The organism is Streptomyces sp. NPDC052910 (assembly GCF_055585605.1).
In genome coordinates this window covers 1-15,326 of sequence record NZ_JBVJJR010000008.1, presented here as the reverse complement: position 1 = coordinate 15,326, position 15,326 = coordinate 1, and the positions used below count along the sequence as shown (strand labels likewise).

Annotated in this window: 12 protein-coding genes; 8 read left to right on the top strand and 4 right to left on the bottom strand. The window is 74.3% G+C overall.

Annotation, left to right across the window (positions count from 1 at the left end; all coding sequences use genetic code 11):
- Positions 1-5: 5 nt before the first annotated feature.
- Complete coding sequence (gene vioD / locus ACZ6X9_RS25780; protein WP_469780381.1) at positions 6-1,166, bottom strand: capreomycidine synthase; 1,161 nt, start codon at positions 1,164-1,166, stop codon at positions 6-8.
- Between the two features lie 18 nt (positions 1,167-1,184).
- Complete coding sequence (locus ACZ6X9_RS25775) at positions 1,185-2,576, bottom strand: KamA family radical SAM protein (protein ID WP_469780380.1); 1,392 nt, start codon at positions 2,574-2,576, stop codon at positions 1,185-1,187.
- A gap of 410 nt (positions 2,577-2,986) precedes the next feature.
- Between ACZ6X9_RS25775 and ACZ6X9_RS25770 the strand changes: the two genes are divergently transcribed.
- The 6 genes from ACZ6X9_RS25770 to ACZ6X9_RS25745 all read left to right on the top strand — a co-directional run bounded on the left by ACZ6X9_RS25770 (position 2,987) and on the right by ACZ6X9_RS25745 (position 12,078).
- The gene (locus ACZ6X9_RS25770) at positions 2,987-3,493 is read left to right on the top strand and encodes a helix-turn-helix domain-containing protein (protein ID WP_469780379.1); all 507 of its coding nucleotides are present in this window, start codon (positions 2,987-2,989) and stop codon (positions 3,491-3,493) included.
- Between the two features lie 70 nt (positions 3,494-3,563).
- On the top strand, positions 3,564-5,297 hold the full coding sequence (locus tag ACZ6X9_RS25765; RefSeq protein WP_469780378.1) for a carbamoyltransferase family protein: 1,734 nt from the start codon (positions 3,564-3,566) through the stop codon (positions 5,295-5,297).
- A complete protein-coding gene (locus ACZ6X9_RS25760) occupies positions 5,294-6,994 on the top strand; it encodes a condensation domain-containing protein (RefSeq protein WP_469780377.1) in 1,701 nt (566 codons plus the stop codon). Before ACZ6X9_RS25765 ends, ACZ6X9_RS25760 begins: the two co-directional genes overlap by 4 nt.
- A gap of 37 nt (positions 6,995-7,031) precedes the next feature.
- The gene (locus ACZ6X9_RS25755) at positions 7,032-8,549 is read left to right on the top strand and encodes an AMP-binding protein (protein WP_469780376.1); all 1,518 of its coding nucleotides are present in this window, start codon (positions 7,032-7,034) and stop codon (positions 8,547-8,549) included.
- Positions 8,546-10,246: an ABC transporter ATP-binding protein gene (locus ACZ6X9_RS25750; RefSeq protein ID WP_469780375.1), complete on the top strand. Its 1,701-nt coding sequence runs from the start codon at positions 8,546-8,548 to the stop codon at positions 10,244-10,246. The genes ACZ6X9_RS25755 and ACZ6X9_RS25750 overlap by 4 nt, the downstream gene beginning before the upstream one ends.
- Complete coding sequence (locus ACZ6X9_RS25745) at positions 10,243-12,078, top strand: ABC transporter ATP-binding protein (RefSeq protein WP_469780374.1); 1,836 nt, start codon at positions 10,243-10,245, stop codon at positions 12,076-12,078. Before ACZ6X9_RS25750 ends, ACZ6X9_RS25745 begins: the two co-directional genes overlap by 4 nt.
- 152 nt (positions 12,079-12,230) lie before the next feature.
- Here the strand turns inward: ACZ6X9_RS25745 and ACZ6X9_RS25740 are convergent, their stop codons facing one another.
- A complete protein-coding gene (locus ACZ6X9_RS25740; RefSeq protein WP_469780373.1) occupies positions 12,231-12,920 on the bottom strand; it encodes a response regulator in 690 nt (229 codons plus the stop codon).
- The gene (locus ACZ6X9_RS25735) at positions 12,917-14,056 is read right to left on the bottom strand and encodes a sensor histidine kinase (protein WP_469780372.1); all 1,140 of its coding nucleotides are present in this window, start codon (positions 14,054-14,056) and stop codon (positions 12,917-12,919) included. The genes ACZ6X9_RS25740 and ACZ6X9_RS25735 overlap by 4 nt, the downstream gene beginning before the upstream one ends.
- Positions 14,057-14,187: 131 nt before the next feature.
- Here ACZ6X9_RS25735 and ACZ6X9_RS25730 point away from each other — a divergent pair, with 131 nt between their 5' ends.
- Together ACZ6X9_RS25730 and ACZ6X9_RS25725 are read left to right on the top strand one after the other, a co-directional pair.
- A complete protein-coding gene (locus tag ACZ6X9_RS25730) occupies positions 14,188-14,925 on the top strand; it encodes a class I SAM-dependent methyltransferase (RefSeq protein WP_469780371.1) in 738 nt (245 codons plus the stop codon).
- A 165-nt stretch (positions 14,926-15,090) separates the two neighbouring features.
- A partial coding sequence (locus ACZ6X9_RS25725; RefSeq protein ID WP_469780641.1) for a transposase occupies positions 15,091-15,326 on the top strand: 236 nt, incomplete at its 3' end.

Here is a 15,326-nt window from a genome sequence, read left to right as displayed (position 1 = left end):
GGCGGTCACCGGGCGTCCCCACGGGCGCGCAGGAAATCCGACAGCCCGGCGAGACCGGCCCGGAAGCTCTGCTCCGGGCCGCCGAAGCCGAGCCGTGCGCCGTGCGGCGCGCCGAAGGCCGTGCCCGGTACCAACAGGGTGCGGTGACGGGAGAGCAGCTCCAGGCAGAACCGTTCCACCGCCTCCGGCCCGGCCGCCGTCTCCTCCAGCTCCCGGAAGACGGGCAGCGCGCACACACCGCCCTCCGGCGGGGTCCAGCGCACGAGGTCCTCGTGGCGGGCCATCCACTCCGTGAGGTGCGCGAGGTTGCGCCGCGCTTCGGCGGCCCGCCGGGCGATCAGCGCGTCGGCGTTGCGCATCGCCCGCTCGGCGATCAGCTCCACCAGCGGGGAGAGGAACAGCGTGGTGCGGTCGCGCAGCGGGAACACGGCCGTGAGCAGCTCCGGCGGCGCGATGGCCCAGCCCACCCGGAGCCCGGGCAGGCCGAAGGTCTTGGAGAAGGTGCCGTAGGACACCGTGTCGCCGCCGGCGGCGCCGGGGTCCGGGAGCACCTCCCAGCGGTGGGCGATCTCGGCGGTGGCGGCGTCCCAGACCAGGGCGGCCCCGGCGGCCGCCGTCCGCTCGGTCAGCGCCTTGAGCCCCTGGGGGGAGAGCGTGACGCCGGAGGGGTTGTGCGGGAAGTTGACGATCACGGCCGTCGTCCCCGGCGTGACCAGGGCCGTCAGCACCTCGGGGTCGATCTCCCCGTCGCGCACGGCGGCCGCCGGCAGTTCGGCGATCTCGCAGCCCGCCGCCCGCGGGTAGTGGCCCAGGGAGTGGTAGATGCCCTCCTGGACGACCACCCGGTCACCGCCCCGCAGCAGGGTGCCCAGCGTGAGCGCGATGGCCTCGCTGGAGCCGTGGGTGACCAGCACCCGGTCGGCGTGGCCCCCCGCGTAGCGGTCGGCTATCGCCTGCCGGATGCCCGCTCCGCCCTGGGAGACGCTGTCATCCATGACGATCGCGTCGAGGTCCTCGGCCGTGATGCCGCACAGGTCGCGGATCTCGGCGAAGGAGTACGGGTGGACGCCGCTGGAGCTGATGTCGTGGATGTCGGGGCCCAGATGCCGGCGGTACCACTCCTCGAGCACCGGAGGGTCTTCACGCCGCGGACGGAGACTGCTCATGGCTGTGCACTGTCCCTTCTATCCCTGAGGGGTGTCCCGCCACCACCGCTGCCCGGCGAGCGGGAGCGTGTCGATGGGGTCGTAGTAGTGGTACGAGCCGCTGTGGGCGTCCGGGTCCGCCGCCTCAAGCGGGGTGAGGTAGCTCTTGCTCCAGTGGGAGATGCCGAGTTCGCGGTCGTAGGAGTCGGCCTGGTCCACCCAGCGCTTGCCGGCCATCGGCACGTCGCACACGATGCGGGGGGTGGCGAAACCGGGCAGGTAGCCCATGATCTGACGCTGGATGAGCTGCGCCCGGTGCAGGGGCAGGCGCCAGTGCTCGGCGTTGGGGATCATGTCGCACATGTAGAAGTAGTACGGCGTGATCCCGGCGTGGTCGGTGAGCGCGAAGCACAGGTCGAGCAGGTCGTGCGCGCTGTCGTTGACCCCGCGCATCAGCACGCCCTGGTTGCGGACGTCGTGCAGGCCCGCGCCCAGCAGCGCCCAGGCCGCGTCCGCCACCGCGGGCGTCACCTGCTGGGCGGCGTTGGCGTGGGTGTGCAGGGCGATCCGCACCCCGCGGGACCGGGCGGTCGCGGCGAGCCGGGCCACGCCCTCCAGCACCGGGCCGGACCGCCAGTGCTGGGGCAGCCCGATCAGGCCCTTGCTCGCCAGCCGGATGTCCCGGATCGAATCGATCTCCAGCAGGCCGCCGACGAATGTCTCCAGCCGCGGCCAGGGCAGATTGGCGAGGTCGCCGCCGGACACCACCACGTCCCGGATGCCGGGGGAGGCGCGCAGGTGCTCCAGGATGCGGCCGGCCCGGTCGGCCGGCTTGAGCCGGAGCCTGTTCTTGGCGACCTGCGGCGTGGAGTTGCCCACCAGGTCCATCCGGGTGCAGTGCCCGCAGTACTGGGGGCACGTCGACAGCAGCTCCGCCAGCACCTTCGTGGGGTAGCGGTGGGTCAGCCCCTCCACCACCCACATGTCCTGCTCGTGCAGGGAGTCACGACTGGCCATGGGGTGCGAGGGCCACTCCGGGTGCCGGTCGGAGAAGACCGGCAGCATGTAGCGGCGCACCGGGTCGTCGTAGAACGCCTTGGTGAGCTCTCCCGGGCCGGCGGTGTCCGTCCCCGGGGCCATCGTGTTGATCATCTGGGGCGGCAGTAGCACCGACATGGTGGCGCGGTGCAGCCGGTCCTGCTCCCAGTCCGCGTAGAACTCCTCGTCGAGGAGGTCGCCCATGACCGCGCGCAGCCCCTTGGCGTCCTTCACACAGTTCGCGCGCTGCCACTGGGGGTCGGCCCACTGGGCCTCGGTGACGTCGCGCCACCCGGGGAGGCGCCGCCAGTCCGGTTCCACGAGCGGACGGTCGCGGTACTCGTAGACGCCCTCCAGCGCTGCCGCGTCGGTCTGACTGCGTGCTGTGTCCACCAACCGTCTCCCGTTCCCGTCGGATTCGGCCGTCGCCTGACAGCAACTGATCTTGCAGAGCGCGGGGGTTGTACACGAGGGGAGGTTGTACGGGGTGCACGGCAGGTGTGGTCCTGTACAAATCCCGGCGCACGACGGGAAGCGGGAGCGGACGGACGGGCGTTGGAGTGGGTGCGCCGACCCGCGCCGGCGCGGAAGGGCGGAACCGGCGGATGGCCGGATTCATCGGTTGATCGGTTGATCAATGTGATTGCGGCATGTACCAATGGCCGGGAGATTCCGGTGCGGGGCTTCTCCGGCCCCGGCGGCCGCCTCCGGCTGCCCAGGTCGCCGGACCGACCGCCGCTGACCCTGGTTGTACGGCTACGAAATGTGTGCTTCGGCGAGACAATCGATGACGAGGGGGAACTATGCCCAGGCCAGAGCGGTTACTGGACCCAGCAGCCGGACCGCTGGAAGCCTTCGCCCACGACCTGCGCACTCTACGGAGACAAGCAGGAAATCCCTCCTACCGCACCATGGCGAAAACCGCCCACTACTCGGTGGCCACGCTCTCCGAGGCCGCCCGGGGACTGCACAAACCCTCGTTGAAAGTGACTCTCGCCTATGTGACCGCCTGCGGCGGTGACCCCGAACTGTGGTCGCGGCGCTGGCACCGTGTCACCCGCGAACTGGAGGCACGGGAGGCGCGCGGCCGCCGCCCGGCCCGCGACGACGCCGCGACCACCGACCGCGCGGGCCCGGGCGGACTGACCGCCGACGAACGGGCCGAACTACGCGAGCTGCGCAGCGAGGTGGAGAAGCTGCGGCACGCGAACGAGGTGCTCAAGGCCGCATCCGCGATCTTTGCCGCGGATCTCCGTACAACCGGACAGGTCGTGTACAACTCCCCTGGCCGACAAGATCGGTTGACGTGACCGGTACGCCGCGTGCCCACGGGCCCCGGGGCGGAACCGGAGGATCCCGACCGACCTTTGGGGACTGACCATGCGTGTGCTCGGAGTCAACGGCTGGCCCGGCGCCAGCCACGACGGTGCCGCCTGCCTCGTCGTGGACGGCGAAGTCGTCGCCCTGGCCGAGGAGGAACGCTTCACCCGCAACAAGCACGCCTACGGCGAAGCGCCCCTCAACGCCGCTGCCTACTGCCTCGCCGAGGGCGGTCTCACCCTGGACGACATCGACGTCGTCGCCCACGGGTGGGACCTCCCCACGCTCTACGGGGACCGCGGCCTGGACTGGTTCGCCACCGACGCCGACGCCCTGGAACACCTGCTGCCCAAGGCGCTCTTCCCGCGCTCCAAGGACCCCCGGCTGACCTTCGTCCACCACCACACCGCCCACGCCGCCAGCGCCTACCACCTCTCCGGGCGGGACCGGGGAGCGATCCTCGTCCTGGACGGCCAGGGCGAGAACGAGAGCACCACCCTCGCCGTCGGCATCGACGGAGAGATCAAGACCCTGCGCGCGTACACCCCCGGCTGGTCGCTGGGCTACTTCTACGCCGCCGTCTGCGAGTACGCGGGCCTCGGTGCCGACGCCGCAGGCAAGATGATGGGCCTCGCCTCCTACGGCACGCCCGGCGACATCACCTTCGGCGGCGCCCTCGGCTTCACCGACGAGGACTTCACCGTCGGCGCGGTCCCGCCGGACCTGCGTTCCGTCGGCACCACCGACGAGGAGACCGCCACCATCCGGCACTGGCTGGAGCACCTGGAGAAGGCCGTCCCGGACGCCCCCAACCGCTCCCGCCGCCGCTTCGACCCCCGCACCGGCCGCTTCACCAAGGTCACCGACCGCGATCCCTTCGAGTACCGCGACCTCGCGGCCACCGCCCAGGCGGCCCTGGAGCGCGCGGTCATGGGCCTGGTCCGCGGTCTGCTCCGGGAGACCGGCGAGACCACGCTGCTCGTCGCGGGCGGGGTCGGCTTCAACGCCACCCTCAACGGCAAGCTCATGCGCATGCCGGAGGTCGGCGACCTCTTCGTGCAGCCCCTCGCGGGCGACCAGGGCGTCTCCCTCGGCGCGGCGGTCTGGGTCGCGTCCCGGGAGGGCGACCGGATCCGGCCCATGGCGGGCTCGGTGGCCTGGGGCCCCCAGTGGTCGCCGGACGAGATACGCCACGTCCTGGACGCCTCCGGCACCGCCTACACCGAGCCCGCGGACATCGCCGCCGCGACCGCCGGGATCCTGGCCGGCGGCGGGGTCGCCGGCTGGTTCCAGGGCCGGGCCGAGGGCGGCCCCCGCGCCCTGGGCCACCGCAGCATGGTGGCCGTGCCCGACCCGGAGAGCACCCGCGACCGGGTCAACGTCCGCATCAAGGACCGCGAGGCGTGGCGGCCGTTCGCCCCGAGCATGCGGGAGGAGGCGGCCGAGGCCCTGATCGGCACCGCCACCCCGCTCCCGTACATGATCGTCACCACCCCGGTCACCGAGGCCGGCGCCGAGGCCATGCCCGCCGTGGTGCACAGCGACCGCACCACCCGGCCGCAGACCGTCTCCGCCGCCGTCGACCCCCTCTACCACCGGCTCATCGGCGAGGTGGGCGAGCGCACCGGTACCGCGGTCGTCCTCAACACCTCCTTCAACGGCCGTGACGAGCCGGTCGTGTGCAGCCCCCGCGACGCCCTCGCCACCTTCCACCGGCTGCCCATGGACGCCCTGGCCCTCGGCCCGTTCCTGGTGCGCCGCCCCACCGGCTCCCCCGGGGAGGCCGGCGCGTGACCGCCCCCGTCCACCCGGGTCCCGGCCCCGCCGCGGACCCGGCCCCCGGCCCGGCCGCCCCCGCCGTCGACGAGATCCGGGCGCGACTGGCCGTATGGCTCGCCGAGGCGGTGCTCGTCCCGGAGGCGGACCCCACGGCCCCGCTGCGCGACCTCGGCGTGGACTCCCTGGACCTCATCCGCCTCACCCGCCGGATCGAGGCCGCCTTCGGCGTCCGGCTGGGACTGCGGGAGCTGTTCGCCCCGGAGACGACCACCGACCGACTGGCCCGGCTGGTGGCCGAACGGGCCGCCCGGCGACGCTCCGCCGACGCCGCCCCGCCCGGCACGGGTCACGGCCCGGTCGTGCTCACCCCCTCCCAGGAACAGGCATGGGAGGAGCAGACCGGCGACCGCGGCCACTGGAACCAGGCCATGCTGTTCACCACCCGGCCCGGCGTCGACCCGGACCTGTTCGCCGAGGCCGTCCGGCGCCTGGTCGCCGGCCACGCCTCGCTGCGGCTGGCCGTCGAGGCCCGCCCGGCACGGCGGCCCCGGCAGACGGCCGAGGCCATCGCCGCCGACGGCCCGCCCGCCGAGGCCCTCGGGGACGTGCTCGACACCGTGGACATCTCCGAACTCGTCGACGCCGAACTGCCGGCCGCGGTCACCCTGCGCTGCGCGATCGAGCAGCGCTCCCTCGACCCGGGGGCCGGACGCGTGGTCCGGTTCGTCCGGTTCGACGCGGGCCCGGCCCGCCCGGGCCGGCTGCTGATCGCCGTCCACCAGCTCGCGTTCGACATGGTGTCGTGGTCCGTCCTCCTGGAGGACCTGGAGGAGCTGTACACGGCGCTCGAATCCGGCCGCGACGACGCGTGGTGCGGCGAGGGCACCTCGTACCCGCGGTGGGCCGAGGCCCTGGCCGCCCACGCCCGCACCCCCGAGGCCGAGGCGGAAGCCGAGTGGTGGACGGAGGTGGCCCGCACCCCGGCCACCCTCCCGACGGACCACCCCGTCGAGGACCCGCGGGCCGTGAACACGGCCGCCGGCGCCGCCACTTACACCGAGGAGTTCCCCGAGGAACTCACCGCGCGCCTCCACGCGGCGGCCCGCGCACACCGCGCCCACCCCGGCGACCTGGTCCTGCACGCCCTGGGCGAGACGCTGGCCGGCCTGCTCGACGAGCCGGCGGTACGGGTGGACATCCTGCGGCACGGCCGGGAGGAGACCGTCGGCGACAGCCATCTCGCCCGCACCACCGGCTGGTTCACCACCACGGTCCCGGTCCGCCTGGACCTCGCCCCCGGCACCCCGGCCGAACGGCTCGCCCGCACCGTCGGACACCTCGCCGCCCTGCCCGGCGGGGGAGTCGGCCACGGCGCGCTCGCCCGCCACGGCCGGCCGAGGATCTCGGCCGCGCTGCGCGCCGCCCCGCCCAGCGACGTCTCCTTCGACTTCGAGGGCGGCGACGGGGACGCCCTGCCACTGGGCACCCTCCTGCCGGACCTGGCGCCGGAACCGGTCGGCGACATCACCGCCCCGCACTGGGTACGTCCGCACCTCGTCGAGGTGATCGCCACCACCGACGACGGCGTCCTGCGCGTCGAGTGGTGGTACTCCACGGCCCTGCACGAGGAGGCGACCGTACGCGACCTCGCCGCCCGGCACCGGGCCGCGCTCACCGCGCTCCTCGACGCGGCGGCGCCCGCCGCCCCGTAGCCGAACGCCCCACGGACGGACAGAGAAGACGCCTGCCATGACCCTGCCCAGCGTGCTCGACCCCTTCTTCGCCATCGCCCGCACGGACCCCGACCGGCCCGCGGTCGTCGACAACGGAATGACCGTCGGATACGGCCGGCTGGCCACCTGGGCAGGGGCCGTGGCCGACCTCCTCGCGACCCGGGCCCCCGGGCCCCACCCGCCCGTGGGCATCGTCGCCCACCACAGCGTCCGGGACATCGCCGCGATCCTCGGCACACTCGCCGCCGGCCGCGGCTACGTACCGGTGACCGACGGCCCCGGCGACAGCGTGGACCGCGCCCTGCGCGCCCTCGGCTGCCGGGAGCTGATCGCCACCGCCGAGACCGGCAGGCTGCCCGCCGTGGACCGCGTCCTGCGCCCCCACTGGGGCCACCCCCGCACCCCCGTGCGGGAGACCGGCGCGCCGGTCCGCGCCGAGGACCCCGCCTACGTGCTCTTCACCTCGGGCTCGACCGGCGCCCCCAAGGCCGCCGCCATCCCGCACGGCGCCCTGCACGCCGTCCTGCCCGCGCTGCGCGAGCGGTACGGGACCGGCCCGGACACCGTGGCCCTCAACTTCCACCGCGCCGAGGGCGACACCAGCCTGGAGGAGATCCTGCCCACCCTCCTGGCCGGCGGGCTCGTCGTCCTGGAGGAGGACGCCGAGGCGGACCTCGACCGCGTCCTCACCGACCACGAGATCACCCTCCTCAACCTGCCCGTGGACTACTGGCACGTCTACACCGGCCACCTGCTGGAGACCGGCCGCGAGCTCCCCGCCGCCCTGGAGACCGTCGTCATCGGCGGCGAGGCCGTCCGCCCCGACATGCTGGAACGCTGGCACCGACTCGGCGCCGGGCACGTCCGCCTGCTCAACACCTACGGATCCACCGAGACCGCCCTCGTCACCCACAGCGCCCTCCTCGCCGGCCCCGGCGCCCCGGCCTCCTTCCCCGAGGGCGTCCCGATCGGCCGCCCGCTGCCCTCCGTCCGGCAGGCCGTGGTGCCCCGCCCGGACGCGCCCGGCGAACCCGGCGAACTGTGCGTCGCCGGCCCCCAGCTCGCCACCGGCTACCTCGACGACCCCGTCCGCACCGCCGCCCGCTTCGTCGAGGCCGACCTCGGCGGCGGCACCACCCGCTGGTACCGCACCGGCGACCTCGTCCACGAGGCCGCCGACGGCACCCTCGTCTTCCACGGCCGCATCGACCACCAGGTCAAGATCCGCGGCCACCGGGTGGACCTGGTGGACGTCGAGGAGGCACTCGGCCGGCTCCCCGGCGTCGCGGCGGTCGCCGCCGCCGCGCACGAGAAGGGCGAGCACACCGCGCTGGTCGCCTTCGTGGTCCGCGCGGCCGACGGCACCGGCACCGGCGAGGGCGCGGACGCCCCCGGCCCGGACGCGCTGCGCGCCCGCCTGCGGACCGGCCTCCCCGACCACATGGTCCCCGACCGCGTCCTCGTCGTCCCCGAGCTGGAGCACACCCGCACCGGCAAGGTCGACCGCAACGCCACCCGGGACCGGTACCTGTGACCAACCGACTCTTCGACGCCTCGGCGGCCCCCGCCGTCGTACCCGAGGCCGACGCCCGGGGCCCCTGGGCCTACCTGTGGTGGCTGGTGCGGATCCGGCCCTGGCCACTGGTCCTGAGCGCCCTGCTCGGCATCGTCTGGATGGTGCCGCTCGCCCTGGTCCCGCTCGTCATCGGACGGGCCGTCGACGAGGCCGGCGAGAGCGCCGGCCACACCGGCCTCTACCTGTGGGCGCTGCTCGCGCTCGGTCTCGGCATCGTCCAGGCGCTGGCCGGCGCCGGCCTCATCCAGGCCGCCGTCGGCGCCGAGGCGCACGCCCTGTCGTACACCCACCGGGTGCTGATGCGGCAGATCGTCCGGCTCGGCGCCACCCTGCGGAACAAGGCGCGCTCCGGCGACGTGGTCGCCTCGGCCGCCGGCGACGTCGAGAGCATCGGCAACGCCTTCGAGGTCGTCGGCCGCACCGTCGGAGCGGTGATCGCCGCGATCCTCGTGGCCGTGGCCCTCACCACCACCTCGCCCGTGCTCGGGCTCGCCGTGCTCATCGGCGTGCCCGCCGCCGTCCTCGGCATCGGCCCCCTGCTGCGCCCGCTGCAGGAGCGCGACGAGGAACAGCGCGAGCAGATGGGCAACGCCACCTCCCAGGCCGGGGACATCGTCGCCGGCCTGCGCATCCTGCGCGGCATCGGCGGTGAGGCCGTCTTCGCCGAGCGGTTCCGCCGCACCAGCCAGGAGGTGCGCCGCGCCGGTGTGTCGGCCGGCCGGATGGAGGCGTGGCTCCAGGCGGCGGGCGTCCTCCTGCCCGGCCTCGTCACCGTCGGCATCCTCTGGCTGGGCGCCCGCCTCGCCCTGAACGGCACCATCACCGTCGGCGAACTGGTCGCGTTCTACGGCGCCTCCGCCTTCCTCACCCTGCCGGTGAGCACCGCCACCGAGGCCGCGGAGACGCTCAGCCTGGCCAAGGTGGCCGCCGGCCGGGTCTGCGCCCTGCTGCGCCTCACCCCCGACGCCACCCAGCCGGCCCACCCCGAGCCGCTGCCGCCCGGGCCGCTCTCCCTGACCGACCCGGAGACCGGCGTCACCGCCGAAGCCGGCCTGCTCACCGTCATCGCCTGCCCCGCCGACCGCACCACGGACCTCGCCGACCGGCTCGGCCGTCCCGGCGTGACCACCGCGTCCGGCGGCACCTCGGCCGTCCTGCTCGGCGGCGTCCCGCTGGACCGGGCCGACCTCACCGAGCTGCGCTCCCGGCTGCTCCGCTCGGGGCCCGCCGACACCCTCTTCAGCGGCACGGTCCGGGAGGAACTGACCGCCGGGGCCGACCGGTCCCCGGAGGCGGTGGACCGCGCGCTGTTCGCCGCCGACGCCGCCGACGTGGTCGAGGCCCTGCCCCACGGGCTGGACACCCCCATGGACGAGGGCGGCCGGGCCCTGTCCGGCGGCCAGCGCCAACGCCTCGTGCTGGCCCGGGCCCTGCTCGCGGACCCCGACGTCCTGGTGCTGGAGGACCCGACCGCCTCCGTCGACGCCCACACCGAGGCCCGCGTGGTCGAGCGGGTGGCCGCGCTGCGGGCGGGCCGGACCACCGTCGTGTTCAGCGACAGCCCGCTGTGGCGCGGCGTCGCCGACCGCGAGGCCGTCCTCGACACGGTCCCCCTCCCCGGCGGCCCCGACCGCTCCGCAGGAGTGCCCTCATGACGACGACGTCCCCCCAGGCCCCCGCCCCCGAGACCGCCGCCCCGGCCCCCGCGCCCACCGGCCCGCCGGGCGCCCCCGGGCGTCTGCCGCTCGCCGACCGGGCCGCGGTCCGCGCCTGGACCGGTGCGTTCGTCCGCGCCGAGGCACCCCGGCTCACCCTCACCTTCGGGCTGTTCGCCGCCGCCCTCGTGGCCGGCCTCGCCGGCCCCCGCCTGCTGGGCCACCTGGTCGAGTCCGTCAAGGCCGGCACCACCACGGGCCGGGTCGACCTGCTCGCCCTGGCCTTCGTCGGCATCCTCGTCGTCCACGCGCTGCTCGCCCGCGCGGCCCGCACCCAGGCCACCCTGCTCGGCGAACGCGTCCTGGCCCGTACCCGCGAGAACTTCGTCCGCCGCGTCCTCGGACTGCCGCTGTCGGAGGTCGAGAGCGTCGGCACCGGCGACCTCCTCAGCCGCGCCACCAACGACGCCGACCGGCTCAACGAGAGCATCCGGCAGGCCGTGCCGCGCATCGCCCTGGCCGCCGTCACCCTGGTGTTCACCTTCGCGGCGATCCTGCTGACCTCACCCCTGCTCGCGCTCGGCCTGCTGGCCGGTGTGCCGTTCGCGGCCCTGTCCACCTGGTGGTACCGGCCGCGCGCGACCCGCGCGTACGAACGGCTGCTCGCCCAGGAGGCCGACGTCCTGGCCGTCACGCTGGAGACCGCCCGCGGCGCCGCCACCGTCGAGGCACTCGGACTCGGCCCCCGCCAGACCGGGCGCCACGGCGCGGCCGTCGACTCGGTCGTCCGCACCCGGCAGCGCACCACATGGCTCCAGACCATCTGGTTCCCCAGCCTGGACCTCGCCACCATGGTCCCGATGGCGCTGACCCTGCTGATCGGCGGACTCGCCTACCAGCGGGGCGCGGTCGGACTGGGCGAGCTGACCGCCGTGGTGCTCTACGTACAGGCCCTCGGCGAACCCCTCAACGACCTGCTGACCTGGACCGACGAACTCCAGATCGGCAACGCCGCGCTGCGCCGCATCCTGGGCGTGGACCGCCTGCCGCGCGAGGAACCGCGGCCGTCGGCGCACACCCAAGGCCACGCGATCCGGCTCGAAGGAGTCGGCTTCGGCTACGGGCCCGGCCGCGAGGTGCTCTCCGGCATCGACCTCGACATCGCCTCCGGCGAGCGCCTGGTGGTGGTCGGCGCCTCCGGCGCGGGCAAGTCCACCCTCGGCAAACTGCTGGCCGGCGTGCACCACCCCACGCGGGGCAGCGTGCGCATCGGCGGCGCGGAGGTCACCGACCTGCCGGTGGAACAACTCCGGCGCGAGATCGTGCTCGTGACACAAGAGCAGCACGTGTTCACCGGCACGGTACGGGACAACCTCACGCTGGCGCTCGACGACGCCGACGGCACGCACACCCCGGCGGACGAACGGCTGTGGGAGGCACTGGACACCGTCCTCCTGGCGGACTGGGCCCGTACGCTCCCCGACGGCCTGGACAGCGAGATCGGCCCGGGCGCCGCCCCGGTCTCCCCGTCGGCCGCCCAGCAACTGGCCCTCGCCCGGCTCCTGCTGTGCGACCCGCACGCGCTGGTCCTCGACGAGGCCACGGCACTGCTGGACTCCACGGCCTCCCGCCGCGTGGAGCGTTCACTCGCCGCCCTCATCGAGGGCCGCACGGTCATCTCGATCGTCCACCGCCTGGACTCCGTCCGGGACGCCGACCGCATCGCGGTGATGGACCGCGGCCGGATCGTCGAACTCGGCAGCCACGAGCAACTCCTCTCCGCCGACGGCGCGTACGCGGCCCTGTGGCGCTCCTGGGAGGCGGCGCGGTAGGCGGTGGGGTCGGCGCCCAGGTCGGTTCCTGTGCAACTGGGCGACTGGGCCGCGCAGTTCGCGCGGACCGCGTGTGACGGCGGCGGTATCACATGTCACCCCGCCGCGTGTCCCCGACCCCGCCCGTTCAGACCGCTTTCACGGCGATCCGATCAGAATTCCCGGGAGTTGCCCTCGTATTCCCGGGCGTCGCTCCCGTGCAGCCCCGCGTCCCGCACGCACAGCGCGGCCTGCACCCGGTTGCCCACTCCGAGTGCGGCCAGGATGCGGCTCACATGGGCCTTCACCGTGCTCTCCCGCATGCCCAGGACGGCGGCGATCTCCGCGTTGGACGCCCCGTCGGCCAGCAACTCCAGCACATCCCGCTCGCGCGGGGTCAGCCGCTCGATCCGGGCCCTGGCGGCCTGCGTCCGGCCGCCGGCCGTGCGGTGGTAACGGTCGACGAGACGGCGGGCGGCCACCGGGTGGAGCATGGCCTGGCCCTCGGCGACGACGTGGACGGCCCGGACGATGTCGGACGGGTCGGCGTCCTTGAGGAGGAAACCCGAGGCGCCCGCGGCGAGCCCGTCGTACACGTACTGGTCCAGGTCGAAGGTGGTGAGAAGGACGACCTGCGGCGGCCGGGGCAGTGCCCGCAGCCGCTGAGTGGCGGCGATGCCGTCCAGGCGGGGCATCCGCACGTCCATCAGCGCCACGTCGACGCCCTGCGCGGCGGCCGCTTCCAGGGCTTCCAGCCCGTCGCCCGCCTGGGCGACGACCGTGATGCCCGGGTCGTCGTCGAGGATGTCGGTGAGGGCGACGCGGACCAGGCGGTCGTCGTCGACGATCAGGGTACGTATCATGCCGTCCCCCGCGCGGGACGGGCGTCGGCGCTCTGCTCCACGGGGAGCTCCGCGGCGACGCTCCAGCCGCCGGAGCCGGACGGCCCGTAGCGCAGGCCGCCGTTCAGGGCGGCGACCCGTTCGGTCAGCCCGATCAGACCGTATCCGCTGGTGACGACGGCCTCCTGGGGGACCGTCCCCGGGCCGTTGCCGACCTCGACGGTGGACAGGGGCGGGCCGTACCGCACACTGACCCGCACCGGGGCCCCCGGCGCGTGCTTGCGGGCATTGGTGAGGGACTCCTGGACGAGCCGGTGCACGGCGAGCCGGTGGCTGGCCGGAAGGCCGTCGGCGCTGCCGCGGACGTCGGCCTCGATCCGCTGGCCCGCCGCCCGGGCCTCGTCGAGCAGCTCGGTCAGCTTCTGCGGGTTCGGCGTCCGCGGACCCTCGTCCTCGTGGTCGCGGAGCGCCCCCAGGACGTCGCGCAGATCGCCGAGCGCCTCCGTGGAGGTGGTGCGCAACTGGGCGATGCGTTCGGCGACCGGCTCGGGGAGCTCGTGGGCGCGCCGGCGCAACGCACCCGTGGAGAGGGCGATCAGGCTCAGGCGGTGGGCGAGGACGTCGTGCATCTCGGCCGCGATGCGGGCCCTTTCGTTGAGTCTGGCCTGTTCCGCGCGCAGTTCGCGCTCCACGCGGAGCTGCTCCACTTGTGCGGTGAGACTCGCGACGAGCCGGCGTCTGCTGCCGGCCCACATCCCGAGGGCCAGGGCGAGACCGAACGGCATGACCGGGCCGTAGGAGCGCACGCTCCACAGGAGTTCGTCGGACTGGAGGAAGTGGTTGCCGGCCGGCGCCGCCACCGCGCACAGCGCGCCGGCCGCGATCCGGCCGCGGGAGGCGAAGTGGAAGACGGCGACCAGCAGCGGCATCGGGTCGCCCAGCCAGGCCGCCGCGGCGGTGACGACGACCGCCGTGACGACGGGCAGTCGGTACCGAAGGAGCAGCGACAGGCCGGCGACGGCCGCGACCGCGACCCGTGGATCGAGCGGATCACCGTCGGCCCCGACCACCGCCGTCTGCACCGACAACTCGCCCACCAGGGCCACCAACATGGCCTCGGCCCACCAGGGCCACCTCCGAACGTCCGCGCTCAGCACGGGCAAAGCGTAGGCGTCCACGGGCGTTCCCCTATCCGTCAACGGGCGATCACGACCCCCTACTTTCGTACGGTGTGCGCGCCGACCGACAGCCGATGGCACGGTTCGCGCCGCTCCCTAGCGTCGAGGGCATGGATCTGAAGCACGTGCATCCGCAGCCCCCTCCCGCCCCCTCCGCCCCTGCCGCCCTCTTGGCCCCGGCCGTCCCGAGGCCCCTCTTCCTGCGCGAGGCCGCCCGCACCTTCCGCACCACCGGAGCCGTCGCGCCCAGCAGCAGGCACCTCGCCGACCGGCTGGCCGCCCCCCTGTGGCCCTCGTCGATGGTGCGGCGCCCCGCGGCGGTGCTGGAGGTGGGCGCCGGGACGGGCCCGGTGACACGGGCGCTGGCCGCGCTCACCGGCCCGGCCGACCGGCTGGACGCCGTCGAGATCAACCCGTGCTTCGTGGAGATCCTGTCCGGATCACTACGCACCGATCCGGTGCTCGCGCCGGCGGCGGACCGGATCAGGATCCTGCCCGGATCGATCACCGAGATGCCGCCGGACCGCGACTACGACGTCATCGTCTCGTGCCTGCCGTTCACCAACTTCGAGCCGGCCGCCGTGCGTTCGATTCTGGACCGCTATCTGTCCGTGCTGGTCCCCGGGGGGCACCTCACCTTCTTCGCCTACCTCGGCACCCACGCCCTGCGTTCCGCCTTCAGCGGTCGCGCCGAGTCCGCCCGGCACCGTGAGGTGGGCGCCGTCCTCGACGCGTTCGCCCGGCGGCACGGCGGGCGGCAGAGCGTGGTGTGGCGCAACCTGCCGCCGGCCCGGGTGTGGCACCTGCGGACCCCCGAGCGGCCGGGCCGGCCCGTGGACGCGGTCTGATGCGGCTGCCCGCTGAACTCCTCCTGTGGCCCATCGGCCACTAGTACTCCAGTTGCAGTTCGCTATCGCCGCTGGTCAGGGTCCTGTTTTTGAGTGTAGTCGGCTGACTGGTCGTCATGTCGGGAAGTTCGTGACCGGCGATGTGTGATCGCTGTTGTGCTGATCATGCAAGATGATGTGCGCCCCGATGTGTGGGCTTCGGAGCTTGAGGAAGTGTTGCTGCGGGTGGGGCACCGGTTCGGCCGGGCTGACCTGCGGCGGCGGATGCGGGACTACATGCGGGCGCTACTCGGTCCGGTGGGGCGGAAGAACAGCTGGCAGCTCGCCGAGCATGCCGGTCACAGCGGACCTCACGGGCTCCAGAACCTCCTCAACCGGGCCCGGTGGGACGCGGATGAGGT

Excerpts from the sequence above, each read along its gene's own strand:
- ACZ6X9_RS25755 (WP_469780376.1), top strand. The coding sequence starts at position 7,032 with ATGACCCTGCCCAGCGTGCTCGACCCCTTCTTCGCCATCGCCCGCACG.
- ACZ6X9_RS25770 (WP_469780379.1), top strand. The coding sequence starts at position 2,987 with ATGCCCAGGCCAGAGCGGTTACTGGACCCAGCAGCCGGACCGCTGGAA.
- ACZ6X9_RS25765 (WP_469780378.1), top strand. The coding sequence starts at position 3,564 with ATGCGTGTGCTCGGAGTCAACGGCTGGCCCGGCGCCAGCCACGACGGT.
- ACZ6X9_RS25745 (WP_469780374.1), top strand. The coding sequence starts at position 10,243 with ATGACGACGACGTCCCCCCAGGCCCCCGCCCCCGAGACCGCCGCCCCG.
- vioD (WP_469780381.1), bottom strand. The coding sequence starts at position 1,166 with ATGAGCAGTCTCCGTCCGCGGCGTGAAGACCCTCCGGTGCTCGAGGAG.
- ACZ6X9_RS25730 (WP_469780371.1), top strand. The coding sequence starts at position 14,188 with ATGGATCTGAAGCACGTGCATCCGCAGCCCCCTCCCGCCCCCTCCGCC.
- ACZ6X9_RS25740 (WP_469780373.1), bottom strand. The coding sequence starts at position 12,920 with ATGATACGTACCCTGATCGTCGACGACGACCGCCTGGTCCGCGTCGCC.